The organism is Pseudomonas sp. FBCC-B1565, from assembly GCF_059133265.1.
In genome coordinates this window covers 3329109-3353593 of record NZ_CP101438.1, presented here as the reverse complement: position 1 = coordinate 3353593, position 24485 = coordinate 3329109, and the positions used below count along the sequence as shown (strand labels likewise).

22 protein-coding genes are annotated in these 24485 nt (G+C 56.4%); 13 read left to right on the top strand and 9 right to left on the bottom strand.

All coding sequences use genetic code 11. The features are described 5' to 3' along the window. The first annotated feature begins 144 nt into the window (after positions 1-144). From NL123_RS15810 to NL123_RS15790, 5 genes are all read left to right on the top strand, one after another. Positions 145-1413, top strand: a complete 1269-nt coding sequence (locus NL123_RS15810) for a tyrosine-type recombinase/integrase (protein WP_494355730.1) — start codon at positions 145-147, stop codon at positions 1411-1413. Positions 1414-2103: 690 nt separating this feature from the next. Next, positions 2104-2880, top strand: coding sequence for an enoyl-CoA hydratase (locus NL123_RS15805; RefSeq protein ID WP_494355729.1), 777 nt, complete (start codon positions 2104-2106; stop codon positions 2878-2880). Between the two features lie 90 nt (positions 2881-2970). Continuing rightward, positions 2971-4155, top strand: coding sequence for an acetyl-CoA C-acyltransferase family protein (locus NL123_RS15800; RefSeq protein ID WP_494355728.1), 1185 nt, complete (start codon positions 2971-2973; stop codon positions 4153-4155). A 22-nt stretch (positions 4156-4177) separates the two neighbouring features. Then, positions 4178-5029, top strand: coding sequence for a 3-hydroxybutyryl-CoA dehydrogenase (locus tag NL123_RS15795; RefSeq protein ID WP_494358273.1), 852 nt, complete (start codon positions 4178-4180; stop codon positions 5027-5029). Between the two features lie 10 nt (positions 5030-5039). Then, entirely contained in the window at positions 5040-5642 is a 603-nt protein-coding gene (locus tag NL123_RS15790; protein ID WP_494358272.1) for a TetR/AcrR family transcriptional regulator, read from the top strand. 75 nt (positions 5643-5717) lie between these two features. On the opposite strand, the gene NL123_RS15785 is transcribed toward NL123_RS15790, so the two are convergent. From NL123_RS15785 to NL123_RS15765, 5 genes are all read right to left on the bottom strand, one after another. Then, positions 5718-7208 carry an aldehyde dehydrogenase family protein gene (locus NL123_RS15785; protein WP_494358271.1) on the bottom strand — a complete coding sequence of 497 codons (1491 nt, stop codon included), beginning with the start codon at positions 7206-7208 and terminating at the stop codon, positions 5718-5720. 48 nt (positions 7209-7256) lie between these two features. Next, positions 7257-8708: an MFS transporter gene (locus NL123_RS15780; protein ID WP_494358270.1), complete on the bottom strand. Its 1452-nt coding sequence runs from the start codon at positions 8706-8708 to the stop codon at positions 7257-7259. Positions 8709-8771: 63 nt separating this feature from the next. Beyond that, complete coding sequence (locus NL123_RS15775) at positions 8772-10520, bottom strand: thiamine pyrophosphate-binding protein (RefSeq protein WP_494358269.1); 1749 nt, start codon at positions 10518-10520, stop codon at positions 8772-8774. Between the two features lie 53 nt (positions 10521-10573). Continuing rightward, positions 10574-11605, bottom strand: a complete 1032-nt coding sequence (locus NL123_RS15770) for a zinc-dependent alcohol dehydrogenase (RefSeq protein ID WP_494358268.1) — start codon at positions 11603-11605, stop codon at positions 10574-10576. A gap of 38 nt (positions 11606-11643) precedes the next feature. After that, entirely contained in the window at positions 11644-13266 is a 1623-nt protein-coding gene (locus tag NL123_RS15765) for a class I adenylate-forming enzyme family protein (protein WP_494358267.1), read from the bottom strand. A gap of 360 nt (positions 13267-13626) precedes the next feature. Here NL123_RS15765 and NL123_RS15760 point away from each other — a divergent pair, with 360 nt between their 5' ends. The 4 genes from NL123_RS15760 to NL123_RS15745 are packed head-to-tail and all read left to right on the top strand — an operon-like array spanning position 13627 to position 17422. After that, entirely contained in the window at positions 13627-14280 is a 654-nt protein-coding gene (locus NL123_RS15760) for a TetR/AcrR family transcriptional regulator (protein ID WP_092243357.1), read from the top strand. Positions 14281-14307: 27 nt separating this feature from the next. Then, entirely contained in the window at positions 14308-15348 is a 1041-nt protein-coding gene (locus tag NL123_RS15755; RefSeq protein WP_494358266.1) for a phosphotransferase family protein, read from the top strand. A gap of 17 nt (positions 15349-15365) precedes the next feature. Then, a complete protein-coding gene (locus NL123_RS15750; RefSeq protein ID WP_494358265.1) occupies positions 15366-16640 on the top strand; it encodes an acyl-CoA dehydrogenase family protein in 1275 nt (424 codons plus the stop codon). Then, entirely contained in the window at positions 16637-17422 is a 786-nt protein-coding gene (locus tag NL123_RS15745) for an enoyl-CoA hydratase/isomerase family protein (RefSeq protein WP_494358264.1), read from the top strand. Before NL123_RS15750 ends, NL123_RS15745 begins: the two co-directional genes overlap by 4 nt. Before the next feature lie 25 nt (positions 17423-17447). On the opposite strand, the gene NL123_RS15740 is transcribed toward NL123_RS15745, so the two are convergent. Genes NL123_RS15740 through NL123_RS15725 form a run of 4 tightly spaced genes read right to left on the bottom strand, consistent with a single transcriptional unit; the run spans position 17448 to position 21021 of the window. Next, on the bottom strand, positions 17448-18698 hold the full coding sequence (locus NL123_RS15740; protein WP_494358263.1) for an NAD(P)/FAD-dependent oxidoreductase: 1251 nt from the start codon (positions 18696-18698) through the stop codon (positions 17448-17450). Next, positions 18695-19024, bottom strand: coding sequence for a 2Fe-2S iron-sulfur cluster-binding protein (locus NL123_RS15735; RefSeq protein ID WP_494358262.1), 330 nt, complete (start codon positions 19022-19024; stop codon positions 18695-18697). Before NL123_RS15735 ends, NL123_RS15740 begins: the two co-directional genes overlap by 4 nt. 20 nt (positions 19025-19044) lie before the next feature. Then, positions 19045-20013 (bottom strand): Rieske 2Fe-2S domain-containing protein, encoded by a 969-nt coding sequence (locus NL123_RS15730; RefSeq protein WP_494358261.1) that lies wholly within the window; start codon positions 20011-20013, stop codon positions 19045-19047. Between the two features lie 18 nt (positions 20014-20031). After that, on the bottom strand, positions 20032-21021 hold the full coding sequence (locus NL123_RS15725) for an SDR family NAD(P)-dependent oxidoreductase (RefSeq protein WP_494358260.1): 990 nt from the start codon (positions 21019-21021) through the stop codon (positions 20032-20034). Between the two features lie 109 nt (positions 21022-21130). On the opposite strand from NL123_RS15725, the gene NL123_RS15720 reads away from it, so the two are divergent. The 4 genes from NL123_RS15720 to NL123_RS15705 all read left to right on the top strand — a co-directional run bounded on the left by NL123_RS15720 (position 21131) and on the right by NL123_RS15705 (position 24484). Further along, positions 21131-21775 (top strand): TetR/AcrR family transcriptional regulator, encoded by a 645-nt coding sequence (locus NL123_RS15720; RefSeq protein WP_494358313.1) that lies wholly within the window; start codon positions 21131-21133, stop codon positions 21773-21775. A gap of 124 nt (positions 21776-21899) precedes the next feature. Beyond that, entirely contained in the window at positions 21900-22730 is an 831-nt protein-coding gene (locus NL123_RS15715) for an alpha/beta fold hydrolase (protein ID WP_494358259.1), read from the top strand. A 10-nt stretch (positions 22731-22740) separates the two neighbouring features. Continuing rightward, positions 22741-23529 (top strand): fumarylacetoacetate hydrolase family protein, encoded by a 789-nt coding sequence (locus NL123_RS15710; RefSeq protein WP_494358258.1) that lies wholly within the window; start codon positions 22741-22743, stop codon positions 23527-23529. A gap of 34 nt (positions 23530-23563) precedes the next feature. Then, positions 23564-24484 carry an acetaldehyde dehydrogenase (acetylating) gene (locus tag NL123_RS15705; protein ID WP_494358257.1) on the top strand — a complete coding sequence of 307 codons (921 nt, stop codon included), beginning with the start codon at positions 23564-23566 and terminating at the stop codon, positions 24482-24484. Position 24485: the final 1 nt, after the last annotated feature.

Genomic DNA, 24485 nt, shown 5'->3' with positions numbered 1-24485 from the left:
ATTAAATTCCATAAAATCGTTTTATGACAACAACTTATTGGTTATTCCAGTCCGCTGCCGTCTGTCTAAATCCAATGGATTCCACGACTCATGGGGGCATAATTGGGGGCAAATTTCGGTTCCTTAAAAAGGATGCCCCCACCGATGCCCCCAAATAATGCAGTCGTTTTCAGACGAAAACTGAGCGATGCCTTCATCCGCTCGCTGACCGAATGTGGCAAGCATGCCGACGGCGAAGTTCCTGGTCTCTACTTGGAGGTAAGGGCGTCGAGCAAGGTCGGCAAATCCCCTTCCAAGGTTTGGCGATTGAAGTACCGGCTGTATGGTAAGGAAAACCGCTTCTCCATCGGCGCTTACCCCGACATTGGTCTCAAGGAGGCGCGCGACATTGCCCGCGGCGCGCGCCGCGACGTGGCTAACCACACCGCACCGCTCAAGGCCAAGACCGCCAAGATCGAAGCACACCTACTCAACGAGGTGCGCACCTTCGAATACGTAGCCAAGCAATGGTTGACGTTCAAGTCTGCCGAGCTAGTAACCAAATCCATCGCGGGGTTTAACGGAGCGCTGAACAACCACATCTTGCCCGCGATCGGTAAAAAGCCGGTCAGCGAGATCAAGCTGGAGCACATCACCACAATCATTACGGAGTTGCGCCGCCAGCGCACCATGGCCATGGCCCGGCGCGTACGTACCATAATCCGTGCCGTCCTGGGCTTTGCCGAGGGGCGCGGATGGGTGGAACGCAATGTGGCGCTCAGCAACATTGAGGAGTTGAAGATCCGCCATGTCGTGACCAGCAACCCAGCGATCGAAAGGCCAGCCGACCTAGGCCGGTTTCTTCTACGCCTTGATGACTGCAACAATGGCAGCGTTGCCACCGCCATGCGCCTGCTGGTCATGTTGCCCGTCCGCCCAGGCGAACTGGTGCAGATGCGCTGGGAAGATGTCGACTTGGTGGGCGCAGATTGGCGTTATGTGGTAAGCAAAACCAAACATCTGGACAAGAGCAAACATATCGTGCCGTTGCCTGAACAAGCCTTGGTTCTGTTACGCGAGCTACATAAAACCCGCGTGGTGGATGAAGAAGGCAAAGGCTGGGTGTTCGTCTCGCCGGTCTATCCGGGACGCCCCATAAACCCGACCTCCATGCTCAAGTCCTTTCAGCGTATTTGGCCAGAGTACGACATCACGGCCCATGGCTTTCGTGCGACCTACAGGACCATTGCCCACGAGCACTTGGGCATCGATCCAATTGTGCTCGAACTGTCGTTATCCCACCGGATGCCAGGGGCGCTAGGGGCTGTCTACGCGCGCGCCCAACTGCTGGTAAAACGCAGGGAGGCGGCTCAACAATGGGCTGACTATTTGGATCAGTTGCGGCAAAACGCTGCGCGAATAACCACAGATTGACCATACAGAGAATACAAATTAGGAGATTGGAGCGGGAAACGAGACTCGTATCTGGTGTCCGACTCATTGAAATTTAAGGGGTTTTCTTTATTTCCTGCGCAGAAAAAGGCTTAATTATAGACTCGTTTTTAGGGAGCATCAAGGGCCCATTACGCGCCGAATCCAGCCAATTTACCTAACGTTTTGACCGAGGCATCCAACTGTCGAGCCACTTCGCCTCGGCCTTCGGCTTTCGCGAGGCTCACTTCCTGAGTTTTGAAATCCTCGGTGTAACTGCGATGAGTATGCCGTGACATTGGTACCTCCAAGATTGCGATTCAAATATCGCTTCCTGGCGTCCGCTGCGAGGGGACGTTTCGACCTCAACGTCTTGCACGTCTAACATCATGCCAAACCCTCTCTCATTTAATTCATCCTTCAAATGCGCCGCGGTGAGCATTTTCCAGCGGGTGTTGACGCAGGCAACCCCAATTTAGTCCGTTCAGACGATCACACAGAAATTCACAAACATTACATTGATAGTCGCTACAGGACCCATGCGGATCACGCCGTCGTTGTCCCGTAGCGATCGATTATGGGGATGGATGTTGCCGAAGAGTTTAGCTCAAAGGTTTTCGAACCGGACGGGATCCCTTTCACCTCAGTTCAATTTGCCAGCGCAGCCTCAACTCCATTAGAAGGGACTACCCAATGACTTACACCAATCTCCTGCTGGAAATGCACGGAAAAGTCGCACTCATCACGCTCAACCGTCCGCAAGCACTCAACGCATTGTCTCCAGAGTTAACCAAGGAACTCTGCCACCTTCTTGATTTATTGGAGGTCGATGACAACGTGGGCTCCGTTGTCTTGACTGGCAACGCGAAAGCCTTTGCTGCCGGCGCCGATATCAAGTCAATGCAAAACTTTTCTTACATGGAGGTCTACAAAACTGACTTCATCACCGCAACCTGGGACCGCTTGGCGGCGTTTCGAAAACCCACTATCGCTGCAGTCGCTGGCTACGCTTTAGGCGGCGGCTGTGAGTTCGCAATGATGTGCGACTTCATCATTGCCGCTGACACCGCGAAATTCGGGCAGCCGGAAATAACCATCGGCACCATTCCCGGGTGCGGCGGCACCCAACGATTAGCTCGTTTTGTCGGTAAATCCAAGGCCATGGACATGATTCTGACCGGGCGCATGATGGATGCCGACGAGGCGGAACGTTGTGGTCTGGTGAGCCGACTGGTGCCCGCAGCCCGACTGCTGGAAGAAGCGCTCAGCATAGCCGCGGGTATATGTCAGCAGTCGGCGCCCATCAACATGATGGCTAAAGAAGCGGTCAATCGCGCATTCGAGACCAGTCTTGCCGAAGGTGTGCGCTTCGAGCGGCGCCTGTTTCATTCCACCTTCGCAACTGAAGACCAGAAGGAAGGCATGCAAGCATTTATCGAAAAGAGAAAGCCAGTTTTTTTGGATCGTTGATCCTAGGATTCTCTATCCCCTTGTTTGTGTTACTTCCAATACCGGCATGCGCATACTTGGTAAGCCCCATAAGTTCTATCGGAGATCCCCATGTCCTCGCCTGATGTTTATGTTCTCAGCGCAGTCAGAACACCCATTGGCACCTTCGGCGGTTCACTCAAGGATGTGCCACTCACGCAGTTGGCAACCACGGTGGTTAAGGAGGCATTAACGCGCAGTGGGTGCGACGCACAACAGGTAGGTCATGTGGTGATGGGAAACGTCATACCAACCGACCCCAAAGACGCATACGTGTCGCGCGTCGCTGCCTTGAATGCAGGCATTCCACAGGAAACTCCAGCGTTTAATGTCAATCGTCTCTGCGGCTCTGGCTTGCAGGCAATCATTAGTGCCGCCCAGTCCCTGATATTGGGCGACGCCGAAATCGCCGTTGCCGGTGGCGTCGAATCCATGAGTCGAGGCCCTTACATGCTGCCCGGCGCACGCTGGGGCGGACGACTGGGCAATCTTGAAGCCATTGACTACATGCTCGGCATTTTGCACGACCCTCTCTACGGCATTCATATGGGTATTACGGCTGAAAATATTGCACAGCGATACGGCATAACCCGGGAAATGCAAGACGCTCTGGCACTACAAAGCCAGCAACGCGCAGGTGCAGCGATTGCCAACGGGCACTTCCTGAGCCAAATCGTGCCCGTAGAGGTGACCAGCCGTAAAGGCATCGAGCGCTTTGAGGTGGATGAACATGTCCGCAGCAATACCTCTGCGGAACAGCTGGCAAAAATGAATCCTGCTTTCAGCAAAGACGGAAGCGTTACGGCGGGCAACGCGTCAGGCTTGAATGACGGTGCCTCTGCGTTGGTACTAGCTACCGGTGCGGCGATCCAGAACAGCAACCTGCGTCCCCTCGCCCGCCTTGTGGCGTATGCCCATGCGGGTGTCGACCCGCAACTGATGGGGCTCGGACCGATCCCCGCCACACGCCAGGCACTGGCTCGCGCCGGTTTGACCGTGGCCGACCTGGATGTCATCGAATCAAATGAAGCGTTTGCGGCCCAGGCCTGCGCTGTAGCGCGCGAGCTCGATCTGGATCCGGCAAAGGTCAACCCGAATGGTTCCGGCATCTCGCTTGGCCATCCAGTGGGCGCGACCGGCGCCATCATCACGACCAAGGCCATCTTTGAACTGCACCGAATCCAGGGGCGCTATGCCCTGGTAACGATGTGTATCGGCGGCGGCCAGGGGATCGCTGCGATTTTCGAGCGCGTTTGACACTGACACCATGGAAAATCCTATGAATATGCAACGAATAGCTGTGATTGGTGCCGGCACCATGGGTAATGGTATCGCGCAGGTATGCGCCATCGCAGGCCTGCAGGTGACGTTGGTGGATGTCAGCGACGAGGCTTTGGCACGGGGCCTTGAAACCGTTGCGACTAACCTGGCACGCCAGGTTCGTAAAGGTACCTTGACGCAAGAATCGAAGAACCAGGCTTTAACCCGGATTCATGCCACGACGGACTATGCCGCATTGTCCGACGCAAGCCTGATTATCGAAGCCGCCACAGAAAACCTTGACCTGAAGTTGCGTATCCTTGAGCAAATTGACCGACAGGTCGATGCCGCAAGCATCATTGCCAGTAACACCTCATCGCTGTCCATTACTCAACTGGCGGCAGCGATCAGCCATCCTGAGCGTTTTATTGGCCTGCACTTTTTCAACCCGGTGCCGATGATGAAATTGGTGGAGTTGATTCGCGGTCTGCAAACTTCCGACGCGACGCATGCCCGAACGTTGGCCTTCGCCGAACAAATTGGCAAAACGCCGATCACGGCAAAAAACAGCCCTGGCTTTGCAGTCAATCGGATTCTGGTGCCTATGATCAATGAAGCCATTTTCGCCCTGCAGGAAGGCTTGGCCAGTGCGGAAGACATCGACACAGGCATGAAACTGGGCTGCAACCAACCGATCGGCCCGCTGGCACTGGCTGACTTGATCGGTCTCGATACTTTGCTGGCGGTACTGGAATCGTTCCATGACGGCTTTGGTGACCCCAAATACCGCCCTGCGCCATTGCTCAAGGAAATGGTTGCTGCGCGATATCTGGGTCGCAAAGTCGGCCAAGGGTTTTACCGTTATGACTGAGCGGCGGTCCATGGCAAGCGTCGAAAGCTTGCCTTCTGCCCTGACACGTCAACTTCAGGCACGTCAAAAAGCGGTAGAGCTGTTCGCCATCAGGGGTTTCGGTCAGGTGAGCATGCGCGACTTGGCCGCTCATCTCGGCATCCATGCTGGATCGCTGTATCACCACTTCGAAAGCAAGGAAGCCCTTCTATTCGAAGTGATCGAAGAGCTTTACGAGACACTGCTGGTTAATGCCCAGAACCAATTACGCAAGAACAGAAGCACCACAGCAAAATTGAATGCGTTACTACAGGCACACATCGCCCTGCATGAGCAAAGAGCGGCATATTTCCAGGTAGCCGAACATGAATCGCGCAATCTATGCGCTCAACACCAGGAACGGATCCAGCAGCTGCGCCAACGTTATGAGGAGTACTTTCTGGCGTTGCTTTCAGATAGCGGATCGTACTCGCCAAACCTGAAGGCCGCGGTTCAAAGCATGGTGTCGATTCTAAACAATATCCCGGAGTGGCTTGAGCGCACCCCGCTGACTAAAGCCGAACGCGTGAAACTGATGCTTGAGACTGCTCGAGGATCAATTGCCTGGGCGCTTGGGATACAAAAGACTGCCTGAGTTCTGTTTCATAACTGAGAAAACTATTGAGGGCGTACAGGCAGTCGCTGTACACCCTCAGGGACACACATAGCCTCAATAGGCGATGACGATCGACTTGGTTTCGGTATAAGCCTCAATGGCTGCGCGACCGTTTTCACGCCCTATCCCTGACTGTTTGAAACCGCCAAACGGGATGTTCGGGTCCGAAGGCAGATGGGTGTTGATCCAAACCGTACCGGCCTCGATGCGCTCGGCAACCCGTAACGCATGACTGATATTGCGCGTCCAGACACTGGCCGCCAGGCCGTAGGGAGTATCGTTGGCCTGACGAATCACTTCCTCGATGTCGTCGAAAGGCTGGGCCACAAGCACTGGACCAAACACTTCTTCCCTAACCAACGTCAGTGGCTTACCCGAGGTATGAGCAAACACAGTGGGCTGGACGAAGTATCCAGCCCCGTCCGGCGCCACACCTCCCGCCAGCAACTCAGCGCCCTCGCGCGCGCCAGTCTCGATCAGCCCCAACACTCGCTGACGTTGCTTGGCTGAAATCAAAGGGCCTATTTGGCTCTGCGGATCGAAGCCTGATCCCAGGCGCAAGCTCTTCGCCGCCTGGGCAACCCCATCGACCACTTCATCGAAGTGTTTCTTGTGCACGTACAATCGTGAGCCCGCGGTGCAGACCTGCCCTTGATCATAAAAAATCGCGCTACTGGCACCGGCAATCACGGCCTGCACATCAACATCATCCAGAACAATGACCGGGCTTTTACCGCCCAATTCCAGCGACACCCGTTTGATGTCCTGTCCGCATTGCTGACCAATTATCCGACCGACTTCGGTGGATCCGGTAAACGCGACTTTATGCACACCTGGATGGCGGACCAGCGCCGCGCCCGTTGCACCGTCACCGGTAATAACGTTGAAAACACCTGGGGGGATGCCTGCCTGCAACGCCAATTCAGCTAATTTCAACGCGGTCAAAGGCGTCTCTTCAGACGGCTTGAGCACCAAGGTACAGCCGGTGGCCAACGCCGGTGCGATCTTCCAGATGGCCATCAACAATGGATAGTTCCAAGGCACAATGGCCGCCACTACGCCCGCCGGATGGCGCTTGACGATAGCCTGGAAACGGGTGCCCGGAGCAGACGCCGAGACGTCCAGCGCCAAACCTTCGATCTTGGTCGCCCAGCCGGCCATGTAACGCACCCACTGTGCGCCGGCGAGTACGTCGAAGCCTCGAGAGTTAGCCAATAGCTTGCCGTTATTGAGTGTCTCCAGACCGGCCAACAGATCGGCGTTTTCCTCGATCAAGTCAGCAAAACGCAAGATCATTCGCTCTCGGACGGCCGGCGTGATATCGCGCCAGTGCGTGCTGCTCAGGGCGGCCTGCGCTGCGCGGACCGCTGCGTCCACGTCCTTTTCGCCGGCGTGAGAAATCTGTGCGATCTCCTGGCCGGTTGCAGGGTCATGAATCGCAGCCGTCCGACCATCGTCTGCTGTCCGCCATTGCCCATTGATCAGTAACTCACGGGGCATCGCCATGGCCGCCTTGAGAGCGGTTTCATTCGTATGTGCGTTCATCGTCAAACTCCCATTTCATTTTCGGGGTGTGTTTCCCCAATTTGTTGTTCAGGGACAAGAGGGAATCTTGCTTGCATCAGAACCAGGTGCCGACTCGACTTGGGGGGACTTGCGAATGAATACCGCTGGCAACAGCGCGCACAGCATCAACAGTGCCGCCAACCAGAAGCACTCATGAAAGGCTTCAAACGCTGCCGTCGAAGCATTGGTTATGGCATGCCCTTCCAGCCGCCATTGGTAAAGGATCGCCAACACATTGATGCCGATTGCCCCGCCCAACTGCATGAAAAAGTTCATGGTGGTAGAGGCGTAAGGCAGCAACGCAGGCGGAACCGATTGGATGGCGGCAACACTGGTAGAGGGAATCAGCATTCCCATCGCCACACGGCTAAGCGTGAACCACGCGGCAACCACCCAGAAGCCGGTCACGGCGGTTGCAAAGGTGAAACCGATGCTCGCTAGCGCAAACAAAAACAAACCACCGATGGTCACCGTTCGAGCGCTGAGCTTGTCGCATAAGGCGCCCGCGCTGAAAATGACCAGCACGAGAATGATCCCCCCCGGAACCTGCATGGCACCGGAATCCGCCGGCGAGTAACCCGCGGCGCTTTGAAGGAAATACGGGATTAGATAGCTAGTGCCGTAGAGACAGAACCCATAAGGTACCGCCACCAGAAACACGGCCCAGAATCGTGGGTTACGAAACAGACTGAGTTCGACCAGCGGAGCCTTGCAACGCAGTTGCCAGAACACCAGCCAGACCAGACTGACCAATGTCAGCGCCAAGCACCCTAACGTCTGCCAGGTCGTCCATCCTGTGCTCAGGCCCAGCCCGGTAATGTTCAGCAGAGCGAAAATGAAGACGGTCAGCAGCAGCATGCCCAACCAATCAAATCGACCGTGAACGATGGTGGGGTCCGCCTCGGGTACGTACTTGAACACCAGTAACAGCGCAGGTAAGCAGAACAGCAGCGGAAACAGGAAGATCACTGGCCAGCCAAACGGCCCCAGCAATACCCCGCCAACTGCAGGGCCAATGGCAGGTGCCAGCACCGCGCCGACACCAAAAACGCCCATGGCCATACCCACGGCTTGTGGCGGGAACACACGAGCAATCGTGATCAGTGCCACGGCCGGAACCAGCCCCATGGCGATGCCTTGCATGACGCGAGCGAAAATGGCCACCTGCGCATTCCAGCTCATAGCGCCCAAGAGCGAAACCCCAACAAACAGCAACAGCGTAAATACGTAAACACGCCGCAGGCCAAATCGTCCCGTCAGCCATCCGGTGGCCAGAATTGAGGTCGTCGCAGTGACCTGAAAACCGGTCGCAAGCCACTGAATGACCTCTTGACCCACATTGAACGCGGCCATCATCTCCGGTAAAGCCACCATCACCATGGTTGCGGAAAAACCCAAGGCAATAGTGCCCAGCAACACAGTGATGCTGGACATCCAGCGATAGTTTCGAGTGAGTTGTTGCGTAGCCTGAGTGCTCATGGAATGCCCTGCTCATAGGGTTGGACGCAGCACCGCATCGAGCGGCGCTACGGGTGCTTTCAATCACTCGTCGCTGTAGACCGCTTTGTCAGCGTGCCAGCGTGTCCAGAGATGGGTATTGGGCATTTGGTAGGCATTCACCTCACGGTCGATCACCACCTGGACGATGGCCGGTTTTCCGCTGGCAAATGCCCGCTCCATGGCCGGAGCGATTTGTTCACTGGTTTCACAGAATTCACCATGTCCGCCCATGGCTCGAGCCATGTCATCCAGACGCACAAAAGCGTGATCGACTTCGAAGGTGCGGCCGCAGACGTGCATGTAGTAAGGCACCTCCAGAGACCAGCCTTGGTCGTAACCCACCACGATCACGATCGGCAATTGATAACGAACTGCTGTTTCAAACTCCATCGGGTAGAAGCCGAACGCGCCATCGCCAGTGATCAGGCAAACACGCTTATCCGCATTCGCCTCGGCCAACGACGCACCCAGTGCGTAAGGCAGACCTGTCCCGAGATTGCCCAGCTTGCCGGCAAACATGAACCCACCCAGCGAATGCTGGATATAGTTGTGCATCCAGATACTGAAAGCGCCACCGTCCCTGATCAGGACAACGTCTTCGGGCAGCGTCTTTTGGACTTCGAGGACAGCGCGCCCCGGGTGAATCGGCGTGCTCGAGATCGTCGCGACCTGAGCACAGAAATCGGCATAACGGCTTTGTCGATCGGCTTGCCAGCGCTCCACCTGGACGTTGTGCTGAAGTGGCTGATGGCGGCGCAACGCAGCGATCAATCGCGGCAAAATCTGCCGCATGTCCCCCGCCAGGCCTACCTCCACCGGGCGATTGCGACCAATGTTCTGTGGGTCCAGATCAAGCTGAATCCAGCGTTGCGCCCCTTGTTTACCGAAATAATTCGGAAAGCCCTTCTGCTCGTTCGAGTAGGCGTAACCACCGAAACCGAGTTTTTCGCCGATGGGGGTTCCGATCGCGAAAATCACGTCCGCATCGCGGCTGATGCTTGCCCCTGGTTCAAGGCCCAGATCAAAAACATAAGGATGGGTATCGGCCAGAACGCCACGACCGGATGTGGTGAGAATGACGGGGGCTTGCAGTACTTGCACCAACTCATCGAACAGCGCCTGGGAACCCGAGTTGCGAATCCCCGCACCGCCCACCAGCAAAGGCGATTTGGCCTGAAGCAACATGGATGCGACTCTTTCGATCTGCGCGTCGCTGAAAGCTTCCTCGAATGTCGCCGGTCGATAATGCTGCGGCGCCACCAGCTCACCGAAATCGCGATTTTCCAACAACATATCAAAGGGCAGGCCAATGTAGACCGGCCCCGGCGTACCGGATCGCAGTTGCCGGAAAGCCTCATGGAAGAGCTCATCGGCCTCCATCGGATTCTCCAGCACGGCGGCGAACTTGGTCATCGGCCTGACCACTTCAATGCTCGGCGGGCACTGGAACTTCGAGCGGCGGGGAGAATTACGCGCCAACGACGTGCGTTCGGAACCGATATACAACACAGGAAGGTGCTCCTCCCATGAGTTGGCAATGGCCGAATAAAGATTGATCACGCCGGGGCCACAGTTGGCGCCCACTACTGAAATATTGCCTGTGAATGCGGCATAGGCCTCGGCCATGAAGCCGCTGGCAGTTTCATGGTGGGGAGCGATCAATGGGACACCACGATCATGCAGGGCATGATGCAACTTGCCGAAAGTGACTTCTGGCAGTGAAAAAAACTTGTCTATGCCTTCGGCAACTAACAGGTCAGCGATACGTTCACCTAGCGATTGCAGGGCCATCGTCTCTCTCCATTTATTGTTATGGGTGCTTTGAAACGTCAATGAGTCAAGGCTCAAAGCGCCTCTCGGTTGGGCAGCAGAATGACCTTGATCGCTTGCCCACCGCCCTGGACCTCAAAGGCCTGGCTAATGTCGGCAAGGGTAAACTGATGGGATATCAAACGTTCACGGTCGAGCTTGCCTTCCGACATTAATCGCAAGGCCAACTCCAACTCTTCGGCGGCGTAGCCGTTGGAGCCGAACAGGCTGATTTGCTTGGTAAGCATCGGCATCATGTCGATGTTCAAGCGGTCCTCGTAGGCGCCAAAACAGATGACCCTGCCGTCGCCCGGGCGGGCCATGCGCAGGGCCGACTCCAGAGGTGCGGGCCCGGTCATGTGTTTCAGGTACCCGGCACACTCGAAGACGACGCTGATATCTGTCGGCTCGATCTCGGGATAAGTAATTGGCAGAAAGCCACAGATGGCTTTGGCGGTGCTGAGCAGGTCCTGGTGCCGAGGATTGATCGTATCGGTCGCCCCGATCTCCATCGCCATGGCCAGACGCTCGTCGGACACGTCGATGGCGACAATTTTACCGACGTCGACTTCCAGCGCTTTGAGCGCCTGAATCACACCAAGACCGATAATGCCCACCCCGAAAACTGCAACGTTGTCGCCCGATTTCAGGTTGGCCTTGCGGATCATTTGCAGGCCATCGGCCAGGGGTTCAGTGGTCGCCGCTGCGGCGAAAGAAACATTTTCGGGAATGCGCACCAGTTGAAACGGATTGACGGGCACAGGCACTAGGTCAGCCATTCCGCCCATGCCCACACCTACGACACGCTCACCGATGCTGTAACCGAGCACACCCTCTCCAACCGCTTCAATCACTCCGCTGAATTCATGCCCCGGGATCTCCAGTCCTTTAGAGTCGACACGCACCAACTCCTTGCGATGGGCATTGGTGCGGTACATATGCATGTCACTCCCGCAAATGCCGCAAGCCTCCACGCGTATCAATACTTCACCTGGCATCACACTTGGCACCGTCGCCTGCGCATTCATTTCAATATGCCCAGGGTCATGAAAAACGGCTGCTTGCATGGACTCATTCCTTCTAGTTGGCGAACATGGCGTGCCCATCAACGCAATGCCTTGCGCATGATTTTTCCAGTGGTGGTTTTAGGCAGATCGTCGCGAAACTCGATTTGCCTTGGATATTTGTAGGCAGCCATGCGTGATTTACAGAACGCTATCAGTTGCTCAGGTGTTACCTGGGCGTCCGTCTTCAGGCTGACGAAGGCTTTTACGCTTTCCCCGCGATAGTCATCTTTAACGCCTACCACAGCGACTTCACGCACATCCGGATGACCGTATAGAACGTCCTCAACTTCACGTGGCCAGACCTTGAATCCGGAGGCGATGATCACATCCTTCATCCGATCAACGAGAAACAGCCAGCCCTCAGCGTCGACATACCCGACGTCACCGCTACGCAAAAAACCATCGCTCATAGCCTCCTGAGTCGCGTCGGGGCGTTGCCAGTAGCCCCGCATCACTTGCGGGCCACGAATCAAGATTTCCCCAATGCTGCCCGTCGGTAGCGACCGTCCCTGCTCGTCGGTAATACGCAAGCACGTCGAGTGAATGGGTAATCCAACCGACAACACCCCCTCTTCGTTACACACAGCCAAGCGATCGTGAGGCACGGCCGTTGCCACCGAAGTGGTTTCTGTCAGCCCATAGACCCCACGTATGTCATGCGCGAATTTTCGCTGGAAGGCACTGACCACAGCCTCTGGTATCGGTGCCCCTCCGGAGTAGATTTTGGACAGAGAAACAAGCTGTTCTGAACCGACCTTGTCTGCATTGAGCAGTGCGATAAACGCGGTGATGGCGCCGATCGTGAAGGTAGCCCGGTAAGTCTGAACAGCTTCGGCAAAAACCTCGGGATGAAAGCGTCCAGTCAGCACCAGAGGAGCGGAGCAAGCAAAGGCGACACCGATATGCAGAATCAGACCGGTAACGTGAAAGAGGGGTGCCAACGCCACAATCGGCACACCATCATCCAGCGTAGCCCAATCGCGAAAAGCCTCGCTGTTAAAGACGTACCCCACATGACTGTGTTCCACCCCCTTTGGGAGCCCCGTAGTACCTGAGGTGTACACAATAGTGGCAATGTCACTGCCCTTGATCCGTGGACAAACAGGCTTGGAGTCGGCCCATGACGTTGTCAGGTCATGCAGAAAAAATCCCTCTCCCGCAGGCACCGGGGGCACGCCAAAAATACGTGGATCATTACGACTCTGAAGCTCATGGTCTCCCACAACAATTAACAGCAAGTTGTCGGGTCGATGCTCAAGCTCAGCGACGACTTCATGATAGAGAGAATCATGAAGCATCAGGACTCTGGCCTGGCTATCCTCCAGCAGCAACGATAACTCCCGAGCCCGGTTCATCGGGTTGATGCTCACCGCAATGGCCCCCAGCTTCCAACTGGCAATCAGACCAATCACAAACTGCGGAACATTTTGCAGAAACAACCCAATGCGATCTCCGGCCACCACACCTTGTGACTGCCAGAATGCGGCCAACGCGTTGGCATCCCGGTTCAGTTGCGCGTAGCTGAGCGTGGTATCGAAATAGTGCAAGGCAGCGGCTTGCGGCGCCTTGTCGTGTGCGGCTTCAAACATCTGCAAGGCATCGGTGAAACGTGCCTCGAATGCACATTGAGACAAAGGCTCAATGCATGGTTCAACACTCATATCGATGCGGCTCCCATTGCTCGAGAGTGGGCAATGCAGCCAGTCAAGCTGGCTGATCCATGTCCGAGCATTCCAAGGCATACATTGGTCTTCATCGCAGACCTCGCATTTTCTTGTTTTTCTGGATTGTCGCGGCGGATGAATCGAGCAACAGCCTTGGTAAACCCGATCCTCAGCACCGCAGTTGTTATAAGTGTTCGCCCCTGCCTCCTCTGACCGCATCGTCTGTTTAGACTATTTTTCAGACCCCTACCCGCGAGTAAGCTATTTCCTGGAAAGCACGAACAGCGTCTTTTGGGGCGAGTAGTTTTCGGAACAAATGGTGCCTTTCAGCCGCCACGTGTTTGAGCAGGGACTTCCATGACGGACACCATCGACAAGCGCTCACCATGGGCCAATAAGCAGGACCGCCTGGCCGAACGGGAAAACAAACGCGACGCCGTGTTACGTACGGCTGCCGAGCTGTTCAATGAGAAAGGCTTTCATGCCACCTCCCTGGACGAAGTGGCTGAGCGGCTCAACGTGAGCAAGCCGACGGTTTATTACTACGTGAAGAACAAGGACGAAATCCTTTTCGAATGCGTACGCATCGGCTTGGAGATGTTGGAAAGCGCCTCGGACGAAGCGATTCAGGGCGGTAGCGACTCAAAAGAGAACCTGATCGCCGTGATGCGCAAATACGCCGAAATCGTAACGATGGATTTCGGTATGTGCCTGATACGTGTAGGCGAAGATCCGTTGCCTTTGGACAGTCGTCGCAAGCTGCGACGACTGAAAAGCCGCATCGATCTCAAGTTCCGCAGCCTGATTCAGCAAGGTATCGCCGACGGGGTCTTGAGGCCCTGCGACCCCAAAATAGCGGCGTTCACCATCGCCGGTGCGCTGAGTTGGATTGCCCGTTGGTATGACCCGAAGGGCCCGCTCAAGGTCGAAGAAATCGGCAACCAATGCATCGACTTACTGATGAACGGCCTCAATTGCAGATCAACCACCACCCGCAGCAGTGCCGACTGATCCAGTCCTGCCCGAGAGTTGCTCACAATGACAAAAAAAGAGTCCTCAATCATTACTGAATTCCATCCCGTACAACTTGAGACCTTTCTCAAGGACAACATCAGCGGGCTGCAAGGAGAGATGCGCCTTGAGCGTATTGGCGGTGGTCAATCCAACCCGACGTTTTTCGTCTCCTTTGACAATCGCGAACTGGTGCTGCGTAAAAAACCGAGTGGCGAGATCCTGCCCTCCGCCCACGCGGTAGATCGTGAATACAGGGTCATGACGGCGCTGGCACAGTCCCGGGTGCCAGTCCCCAAAACAGTTTTGTATCACGCAGAACCCGACATCGTCGGAACGCCCTTCTATTTAATGGAAAGACTCCAAGGGCGCGTTTTTCCTGAATACAGCCTGCCCGGGGTCTCACCCGACGACCGTAGAGCGATGTATGAATCGATGGCCCTGACCCTGGCAGACCTGCACCAAGTGGACTGGCGGGCAATCGGTCTTTCTGACTACGGCCGGGAAGGCCATTACTTTTCCAGGCAGCTGGCGCGCTGGGGTACGCAATGGGAAACGGCCGAGCAACACGATAATCCCGAGCTCGACCGCCTGCTGGCCTGGCTTCGCGTCAATTTGCCCCAAGACGATGAAACCACGGTGTGCCACGGCGATTTCCGACTGGGCAATCTGATGTTTCACCCCACGGAACCGCGCGTCATCGGCGTGCTCGACTGGGAGCTCTCAACCCTGGGTCACCCATTGGCCGATCTGGCTTACAACTGCATTGCCTGGCACACCCTACCGTCTGAGTACGGCGGCATCCGCGACCTGGACCTCCGGGCACTGGGCATACCCTCGCAAGCAGAGTATTTGCAGCAGTACTACCACGCCACCCAACGCAATCGAGGGGCCGAAACCTTTCACTTCGCTTTCGCGCTGTTTCGCCTGGCGGTGATTTTCGAAGGCATAGCCGCTCGGGCACGGTCCGGCAGCGCAGCGTCGGAGAACGCTGCAAGCGTCGGCCCCTTGGGAAAAGCGTTCGCCCGACGCGGCCTTGAGCTGCTCGATCACGCCATTGTCATCTGACCCGTCGAGACCCGCCCATGAACTTTGAATACCCGCCCCACGTCGTTCAGCTGCAACAACGCCTGCAAGCGTTCTACGATAATTACTTGCTGCCGGCCAACGTCCAATGGCATCACCAGGCTGAGCAAGGTATTTATCCACTCGAGCTGATCAATGATCTTAAAGCGCTCGCCAAGGACGAAGGACTGTGGAACCTGTTTCTGCCAGCCCTGCGATCGGACGAGCCTGGCACTCGGTTAAGCAATCTCGAATACGCGCCACTGTCGGAGATCATGGGCAGACTGCCCTGGGCTGCCGAAGTGTTCAACTGCAACGCGCCAGACTCCGGCAACATGGAACTGTTGCACCTCGCGGCCAGCCCCGCGCAGTACCAGCGTTGGCTCAAACCCCTGCTGGACGGTGACATTCGCTCCTGTTTCGCCATGACCGAGCCGGATGTCGCCTCCTCTGATGCCACCAACATCGCAACGCGCATTGAGCGCGTCGGTGAGCAGTATGTGATCAACGGGCGCAAGTGGTTCACCACCGGTGCTCTGCACCCAAACTGCAAACTGATGATCGTTTTGGGCCGCAATGCCGAGGAAAGCAGCAGCCATCAAAACCACTCGATGATCCTTGTGCCGATGGACACTCCCGGCGTGCAGATCGTGCGCAATGTGCCGCTCATGCATCATTATGCCGTCGAGGGGCATTGCGAAGTATTGCTCAGCAATGTGCGTGTTCCCCTTGATCACCTGCTGGGCAAGGAAGGCGGCGGTTTCTCCCTCGCCCAGGCACGTCTTGGGCCGGGCCGTATTCATCATTGCATGCGCACCATCGGTCAATGCGAACTGGCGCTCGAATTGATGTGCACCCGCGCCCTGGAGCGCAAGGCTTTCGGTCGTCACCTCGCCGACTTCTCCAATGTGCGTGACTGGATTGCCGAATCGCGAGTAGAGATCGATCAGGCACGCCTCCTGGTGCTGCGCGCCGCAGACACAATCGATCGTTTGGGCAATAACAGTGCCCGTGTCGATGTCTCGGCCATCAAACTGGTCGCCGCACGCCTGCAAACCCGCGTGCTGGATCGGGCCATTCAAGTATTTGGTGCAATGGGCATGACCGCCGATACCCCGCTCGCATTCCTCTGGACCTGGGGACGCGCACTGCACTTCATTGACGGCCCGGACGAGGTGCATCTGCGCACCGTCGCCAAGGAGGAACTCGCCAAGGCCAAAACCCGAGGTGCGGCCTGCGCAGCCTACTTCACCCCAAATTTGCCGTCCCACTCCCTCCCAGGAGATCAGCAATGAACAGTGAAGCGGCACCACTGACCTTGACCCTGGACGGCCCGGTTGCTCACCTTCTTTTCAATCGCCCTGCAGCGCTAAATGCAATTAATGTCCCGATGGCTTTGGCGTTTCGCGACGCCATACGGACCATCGCTGCCTCCAGCGATACCCGTGTCGTTATCCTCAAGGGCGCCGGCCGTGCGTTCATCGCAGGGGGAGATCTTGCCAGCCTGCGAGAAAACCCGCTGGAAAATGCCCAAGCATTGATTGAACCGTTACATGAGGCGCTGAGCATCATGACCGGGCTGTCACAACCGGTGATTGCCAGCGTACACGGCGCGGTCGCAGGCGCGGGTGTCAGCATCGCGCTGGCCTGTGATTTCGTTCTGGCCGCCCATGGCACGCGCTTCAACTTGGCTTATGCCTCGATTGGCACCAGCCCTGATGCGTCGGCCTCATGGCATCTGCCAAGGCTGGTCGGTCTGCACAAGGCGATGGAACTACTTCTGCTTAGCGAGCCGTTCGATGCCGACGAAGCGTTGCGCCTGGGTTTGATCGGCAAGAAGGTGGCGGCGGATGATCTCCAGGCTGAAACCGAACACCTGGCCAATCGTTTGGCCGAGGGGCCGACATTCGCCTTGGGGCAAACCAAAAGGCTGCTGCGAAACGCCTTGCAACGTAGCCTTGAGGAGCAACTGGACGCCGAACGCGAAGCGTTTTGCGCGTGTACTCAAACCCAAGACTTCGGTCGTGGAATCGAAGCCTTCTTCACGAAGCGAAAAGCACTGTACCTCGGCTGTTGATGTTCACAAAAATCGCACCGTTGAGTCACTGGAAAGCGCGGCAAATTTCCGCGCTTTTCAGGCTGCACGCGAGGTCCGCCAAACGTACGGTATCGAGTTCAGCGCCGCGATCTATCAACGCTTTGCCCTGCAAAAAATCGGCGGGGCTATTGACTGACTCGACCGCGACCAACCGCTCATCAGCCAAGTGGAACAACGCGAACTTTCCACTCTGCGGGTTACCGCGCAAGATGCATTGGTTAGCTCCGAATGGAATGCCGGCGATCTGTAACTTGTATTGATATTGATCAGACCAGAACCATGGCACCTCAGCCGATGGGGGCACACCACCACAAATCTGAACCGCCGCTTGCCGGGCTTGCTCGAGGGCATTGGCTACGCTTTCCAGCCGCATAAGGCGGTGCTCATAATGGGGCAGCGGACGACGGGTCACATCACCGACGGCATAAACCCCAGCCAGCGAAGTGCGGGCGAACTCATCCACCAGAATACCGTTGTCGCAGGCCATACCTGCCGCCAGCGCCAACTCGTCGTTGGCCTGAGCACCGATACCAACCAGTACCTGATCGCACTCGATAATTTGGCCGTCTCGCAACATGAGCGCTCCTACCTGCCCCTCAGCACCTTCCGACAGACTCACTAGCTCGCTATTCATGACGAACTCGACACCATGGCCTTCGTGGACTTCTTGGAAGAAGGTCGATAACAGCGGATGGGCTACCCTGGCGAGCAGACGCGACTCGCGTTCGATGACGATAACCTCCGCCCCGCGGGCCCGAGCTGATGCCGCAGTCTCCAAACCGATGTAACCACCACCAATGATTGCCAAGCGCTTTCCTGGGCTTAAAACATGACGCAGACGCTCTGCATCGTCCAGTGTGCGCAGGGTCGATACTTCCCCCAGTTCCGTTCCGGGAATGCTCAACTGCCGGGGTCGAGTACCTGTGGCAATGATCAGGTAGTCATATTTCAAGGTCGAACCATCAGCCAGAACCACACGCCTCCTCTCAGGTTCGATGCCCAGAACCCGAGTGTCCAGGCGCAGCTCAATCAGTTGCTCCAGGTAAAACGCTTCGGGCCTCAGCATCACGCTGGACAATTCAACGCTGCCCATCAACCAGGCCTTTGACAGTGGAGGTCGTTGATACGGTAGATGAGTCTCTTCCCCCAACAACGTAATCGATCCAGTCCAGCCAAACTGACGTAATGCGGCTGCTACGGAGCCGCCGGCATGACCAGCACCGATAATAAGAACCTGTGATGGCCTTACCGTCATATCTCAGGCCCTACAATCAGCATCAACCCCGACAAAGACGCTTCAGATTGGATCTGACACGCCAGTCGTGAGAACTCTGTCACCTCAACGATACCCGAGAGCGCATCGAGCATCGCTGCTTCATCTTCGCTCGCCGGCGGTAAGTGCCCGGCCCAGGCGTTATCAATGTAAACATGGCAAGAGCCACACGAGCACATGCCACCGCATGTACCATCAATCCCGCATCCTGCGTCACGCAGCCCAACCATCAGCGATTGCCGGACAGGTACCGCCAACCGTCGCACGATACCTTCGCGATCCTGCACCTGGATCTCAATAGCGTTCATGAATTCCGTCCGTATAAAAGTCAGCGATAAAATTCGTTGGCGTATTCGCGGAAGCGCAAAATCGGTCCATCGCCATCACACAACCTTGGCTGCGGTAGGTGCTTCTTGTAGTTCAGAATCGCCATATCCTGATCCACTTCATAGACAAAACGCGCCACGAAAGGCTTGCCAATCGAATCCAGAAGCTCGGGATTTCCGTTGTCGAGTAGATACAAGCGGGTCTTCTGGACAAAACGTTCGTCATCAATGGGGGTAAAGGAAAAGACGAACAACGCTTCGGCCCCTTGGAACTCATAGTGCTGCACCATGAGTGAAATACCTGAAAACTGACACTCCAACCGCTTCAAGGGTTGATCAGATTTGTCTGGATCAATGACATAATCAACTTTCAGACCATGTACAGTTCGCTCGATACTGCCCAAGGCCGGCATCTCGGTGGCGTTATGCAGCTGAACGATGTGCGCGGTGTCGAAAAGGTTTTCCAAAACATCCCGGAAGGGACAGGTCGTTATCCAATCGCGACTGTCGTACAGCACCCACTTGCCTTGATCCAGCACGGCGCTGTTGAACGGCTCGTGGTCGGGTGTTTCACCGGCGGGGTGATACCAGACCACGACCATGCCGTTGATTTCCCGTGTGGGGTAGAGTTTGAGCTTAACGGGCGGGACCATCTTCGCGTAGGGGATATTGACGCATCGACCTGTCTGCGCGTCGTATCGCCACTTGTGGAACGGGCAAACGATCTTCCCACCCTCTATGCCCCCTTCATGGGAGGCCAGATGTGCACCCAGATGCGGGCAGTAAGCATCAGCTGCTTGAGCCGCCCCACTGGCGGTTCGATAAACAATAAACTCTTGATTGAGCCAGCTCACTGGCAACAAGGTATCGGCGAATATCTGATCCGACTCGGCCAGGCAATACCACCCCTTGGGGAATCCTTCCACTGGTGCGCGGTGCTTCATGGATATGGGGGGCAGGAGGGTCGTCATGGTGAGATGTCCTCAGGTTCAAGCATTGTTATTGTTGGAATCGGCACGCTCGAGCTGCAAAGCCGCATGCGCCTCAACAGCTCCTGGCCCCAAATGTCGAGCTTGAAGGCGCAGTTCATCCATCATCGAAACAGGCGCCTGTAGATCGACTTGTTTCAACAATTCATCCTCACTCCCGAGCCAGGCTTCCGGCTCATCGTCCAGCACCTTATGACCCTGGTTTTCCACTAGCATCACCCGGGTCGCCTGACCTCCTCCAACGGAGAACGTTTCACCGGTAAGTCGAGTGCTGTCATGCAGCAGCCAAACCACAAATGCGGCTACCGATTCAGGGCGATAGTGATTGATCAGGTATTGGCGAAAACGATCGTCCGGGACCAGCGCCGTCATGCGCGTATAAGCAGAGGGCATGATGGTATTGACGTGGATACCGGCTTCGCGCCCTTCTGCCGCCAGGGTCCGGCACAGGCCAAAAATCGTGGATTTCGCCGCGACATAGGAGCTGGCTCCCGGGGCGCCGAAAACAGCCTGTGATGCGGTATTGAGCACACGCCCGGCCCCACTGGCGACCAGATGTGGCCAAGCTGCGCGCAAAATGCCCAGCGTGCCCTGAACATGCACGTCGAGAATCCGATCGAAATCTTCTTTAAGTATCTGCGCAAAAGCCCCACCACCGGTGATGCCTGCGTTATTGATGACGATATCCAGCCGGCCGAACGCGTCTATTACCCGGTTGATGATTTGCTCGGGGGCCTCTGAGACGCTCTGACAGTCGGCGACAGCGATCCCTCCGGCGGCACTAATCGTTTGAACGACTTCATGAGCCGGCGACTCCTGACAGGCGTCACCGAAGTATCCGACGCCGGGGTCATTGACAACCACCTTAGCCCCTCGCGCCGCCAGAAGCAGAGCGTAAGCACGACCCAAGCCACGTCCGGCTCCAGTTATCAGCACCACTTTCCCATCAAAACGCAAAGTCGGTCCCACACTTGAATAGCTATCAGCCATGAGCCGGTTCCTTTTTGTTATTATTTTCAATAGACACGAGTCTACCCAGATTTTTTCTCGTACGCCAAGACCCTCTCGACAAATAAAATGGGCGTACTCCTTGCTCGCGATGGTTGTGCCAAAATCGCCGTACCAAACATCGGCCATACGCTTCGAGGCTTTTTTGAATAAACGCGAACAACAAAAACAGGCAACTCGCCAAAGGCTAATCGCTACCGCACGCGAGCTGTTCAGTGAACAGGGCTTGCAAGTTAACGCCGCCGATATCGCGTGTGCCGCACAGGTGAGTCGGGCGACGTTTTACCTGCACTTCACAAGCATCAATGAGCTCCTGCAAGAGTTGACACAGGAGATCTGGATCAGCGCCAGTGAGCTGTATACGCGCTTTAGTCTATTGCCTGACTGGAGTCGCGAAAGCTTGTACGATTGGTTACTTGAGGTCAGCCAGGCCTGGAAGCGGGATGCGAAACTGATGGGGGTACTGGTCGACAACCGCCAGAATGAATTGCGTAGTGAATATCATCGTCACCTGCACGAATACACTGAAATCTTGACCACTGCACCTGATGAGCGCTGGGCGCATATGAGCCCGGAAGAAGCTAAACAAAGGGCCTTTCTGCTGATCGTACAGCTGGAAACCTGCATGCTCGAATGGGTAGTCCGCGGCTGGCCTGCGGCGACCGATATGATGCTCCAGGCCCTGGCCGATATCTGGCACTGCACCCTCCTCCCCAGCCCCCGCGAAACCCGCTGACATCGCACTGCCACGGGCTAGTCTGAACAGACGATGCCTCGAGCCGGGCGCACATTGATGATGTCGTTGAAGGTGAAATGACCACTCGATCAAGAGTTGTCACACGCTACCAACGGACTAACCTATGGCGCCCCAGATGCCCCCTATTCCATCGGCCAAACAAATACGCATACCCAGCGGTCTGGATATCAATTATCAGGACGATGGTCAGGGTGACACGTTGGTGTTCATTCATGGCAGCGGTCCGGGCGCCAGCGGCTACAGCAATTTCCAGGGTAACTACCCATGGTTCAATGAACAGGGTTATCGAACGTTGGTTCCCGACCTTCCTGGATATGGCCTATCGTCCAAACCCGAAGACGAGAACTATGTTCTGGACTTCTTTGTCAGCGCCCTGCATCAGTTCATGCAGGCATTGGACGTACAGTGCTGCGTTCTGGTTGGCAATTCCCTGGGTGGAGCGATTGCACTCAAATATGCACTCGATTTTCCCGAGGCAGTCAGCAAACTGATCCTGATGGGGCCTGGCGGGCTGGAGGAGCGCGAGGTGTACTTCCAGATGGAAGGCATCCAGAAAATGATGCGCGACTTCGCTGATGGGGTACTGGACCGCGAGGGTATGCGCCGCCTGCTCTCCATTCTGGTCTATGACCCCTCGTTGATCACTGAAGAGTTGCTTGATCAGCGCGTCCCGATTTGTGCCCTGCAACCCAAAAGCGTGCTCTCGACCATGCGCGTGCCGAACTTGAGTGAGCGCCTTGCTGAAATCACCTGTCCGGTGCTTGGCTTCTGGGGGAGCAACGACAAATTCTGCCCCGCCGAAGGAGCGCTCAAAGTCCTGACGCATTGCCAAAACGCACGTTTTGTCCTCGTCAACCGCTGCGGGCATTGGGTCATGGTCGAGCACCGCGACCTGTTCAATCGGACCTGTCTCGACTTCTTACAAAACGGCTAAGGGATTCTCCATGGACCAGCACCTCATCAGTGAGTTGGGTGACGCGTTGTATACCGCGCTGCGCACGCGCCAGACACTTTCGCCACTGACCACGCATCATCCCGAAATCAGCATCGACGATGCCTATTACATCTCCTTACACATCCTGCAACGACGGCTCGCCGCCGGCGAACAACTGGTCGGCAAAAAAATCGGCGTCACCAGCAAAGCCGTCCAGGACATGCTCAACGTACACCAACCAGACTTCGGGTTTCTGACTGATGCGATGCATTACGTCAACGGCGCCAGCATCAGCCTCAGTCAGTCCGGCCTGATCCAGCCGCGGGCGGAGGGTGAGATTGCCTTCATCCTCAAAGAGGACCTCCACGGCAACGTTACGCGTGAAGACGTACTGGATGCCACTGAATGGGTGTTGCCGTGCTTCGAAATCGTCGACTCGCGGATCACTGATTGGAAAATCCGCATCCAGGACACCGTGGCGGATAACGCTTCATGCGGTGTGTTCGTACTCGGCGATCAGCGCACCGCACCTCGCGAACTGGACCTGGCCAGCGTCCGTCTCGATCTGTTGCGCAATGGCATCGCCGCGGGTTCTGGGCTAGGTAGCGCCGTCCAGGGCCATCCCGCCGAAGCAGTGGCCTGGCTGGCCAATACCCTGGGACGCTTCGGCATTCCATTTCGAGCCGGGGAAATCATCTTGTCCGGGTCTCTCGCACCGTTGGTGCCGGCCTGCGCCGGTGACAGCTTCGAGCTCACCATTGAAGGACTAGGCGCAGCTTCGGTCAGCTTCATCGACTGATGACCGTCCCCCATCACGTTTCTGGAGGTGCAACATGAAAAAAATCAGATGTGCAGTGATCGGCCCAGGCAACATCGGCACCGATCTGCTCTACAAACTGAGCCGCAGCCCTGTGCTCGAACCGGTCTGGATGGTGGGTATCGATCCCACATCCGAAGGTCTGGTGCGTGCTCGCGAGATGGGCATGAAGGTCACGGACCGTGGCGTAGACGGTCTATTGCCTCATGTGCTCGAGGACGGTATTCAAATCGCCTTCGACGCCACGTCAGCCTACGTGCACGCCGAGAACTCGCGAAAGCTCAATGCGCTGGGCGTATTAATGATCGACCTCACCCCGGCCGCGATCGGACCGTATTGCGTGCCACCGGTCAACCTGCGCGAACAGGTCGGACAGCGGCAAATGAACGTGAACATGGTGACGTGTGGCGGCCAGGCGACGATCCCGATGGTCGCCGCAGTCTCACGGGTGCAACCGGTCGCCTATGGTGAAATCGTCGCGACCGTGTCCTCTCGTTCAGTCGGCCCGGGCACCCGCAAGAATATCGATGAGTTCACCCGCACCACTGCGGGCGCCATCGAACGTGTCGGCGGCGCAAAGCAAGGTAAGGCAATCATCGTCATCAACCCGGCAGAACCGCCGATGATGATGCGCGACACCATCCACTGTTTGACTGAATCCGAACCCGATCAAGCGGCAATTATCGCTTCGGTAAACGCCATGATCGCCGACGTGCAGAAGTACGTGCCCGGTTACCGCCTCAAGAACGGTCCGGTATTCGATGGCAATCGCGTGTCGATTTTCATGGAGGTCGAGGGACTGGGGGACTACCTGCCCAAGTACGCCGGAAACCTGGACATCATGACGGCCGCCGCAGCCCGGACTGCTGAGATGTTCGCAGAGGAAATCCTCAACGGTAACTTGAACCTCGAACCCCAGACCGCGCTGGAGGCCTGAC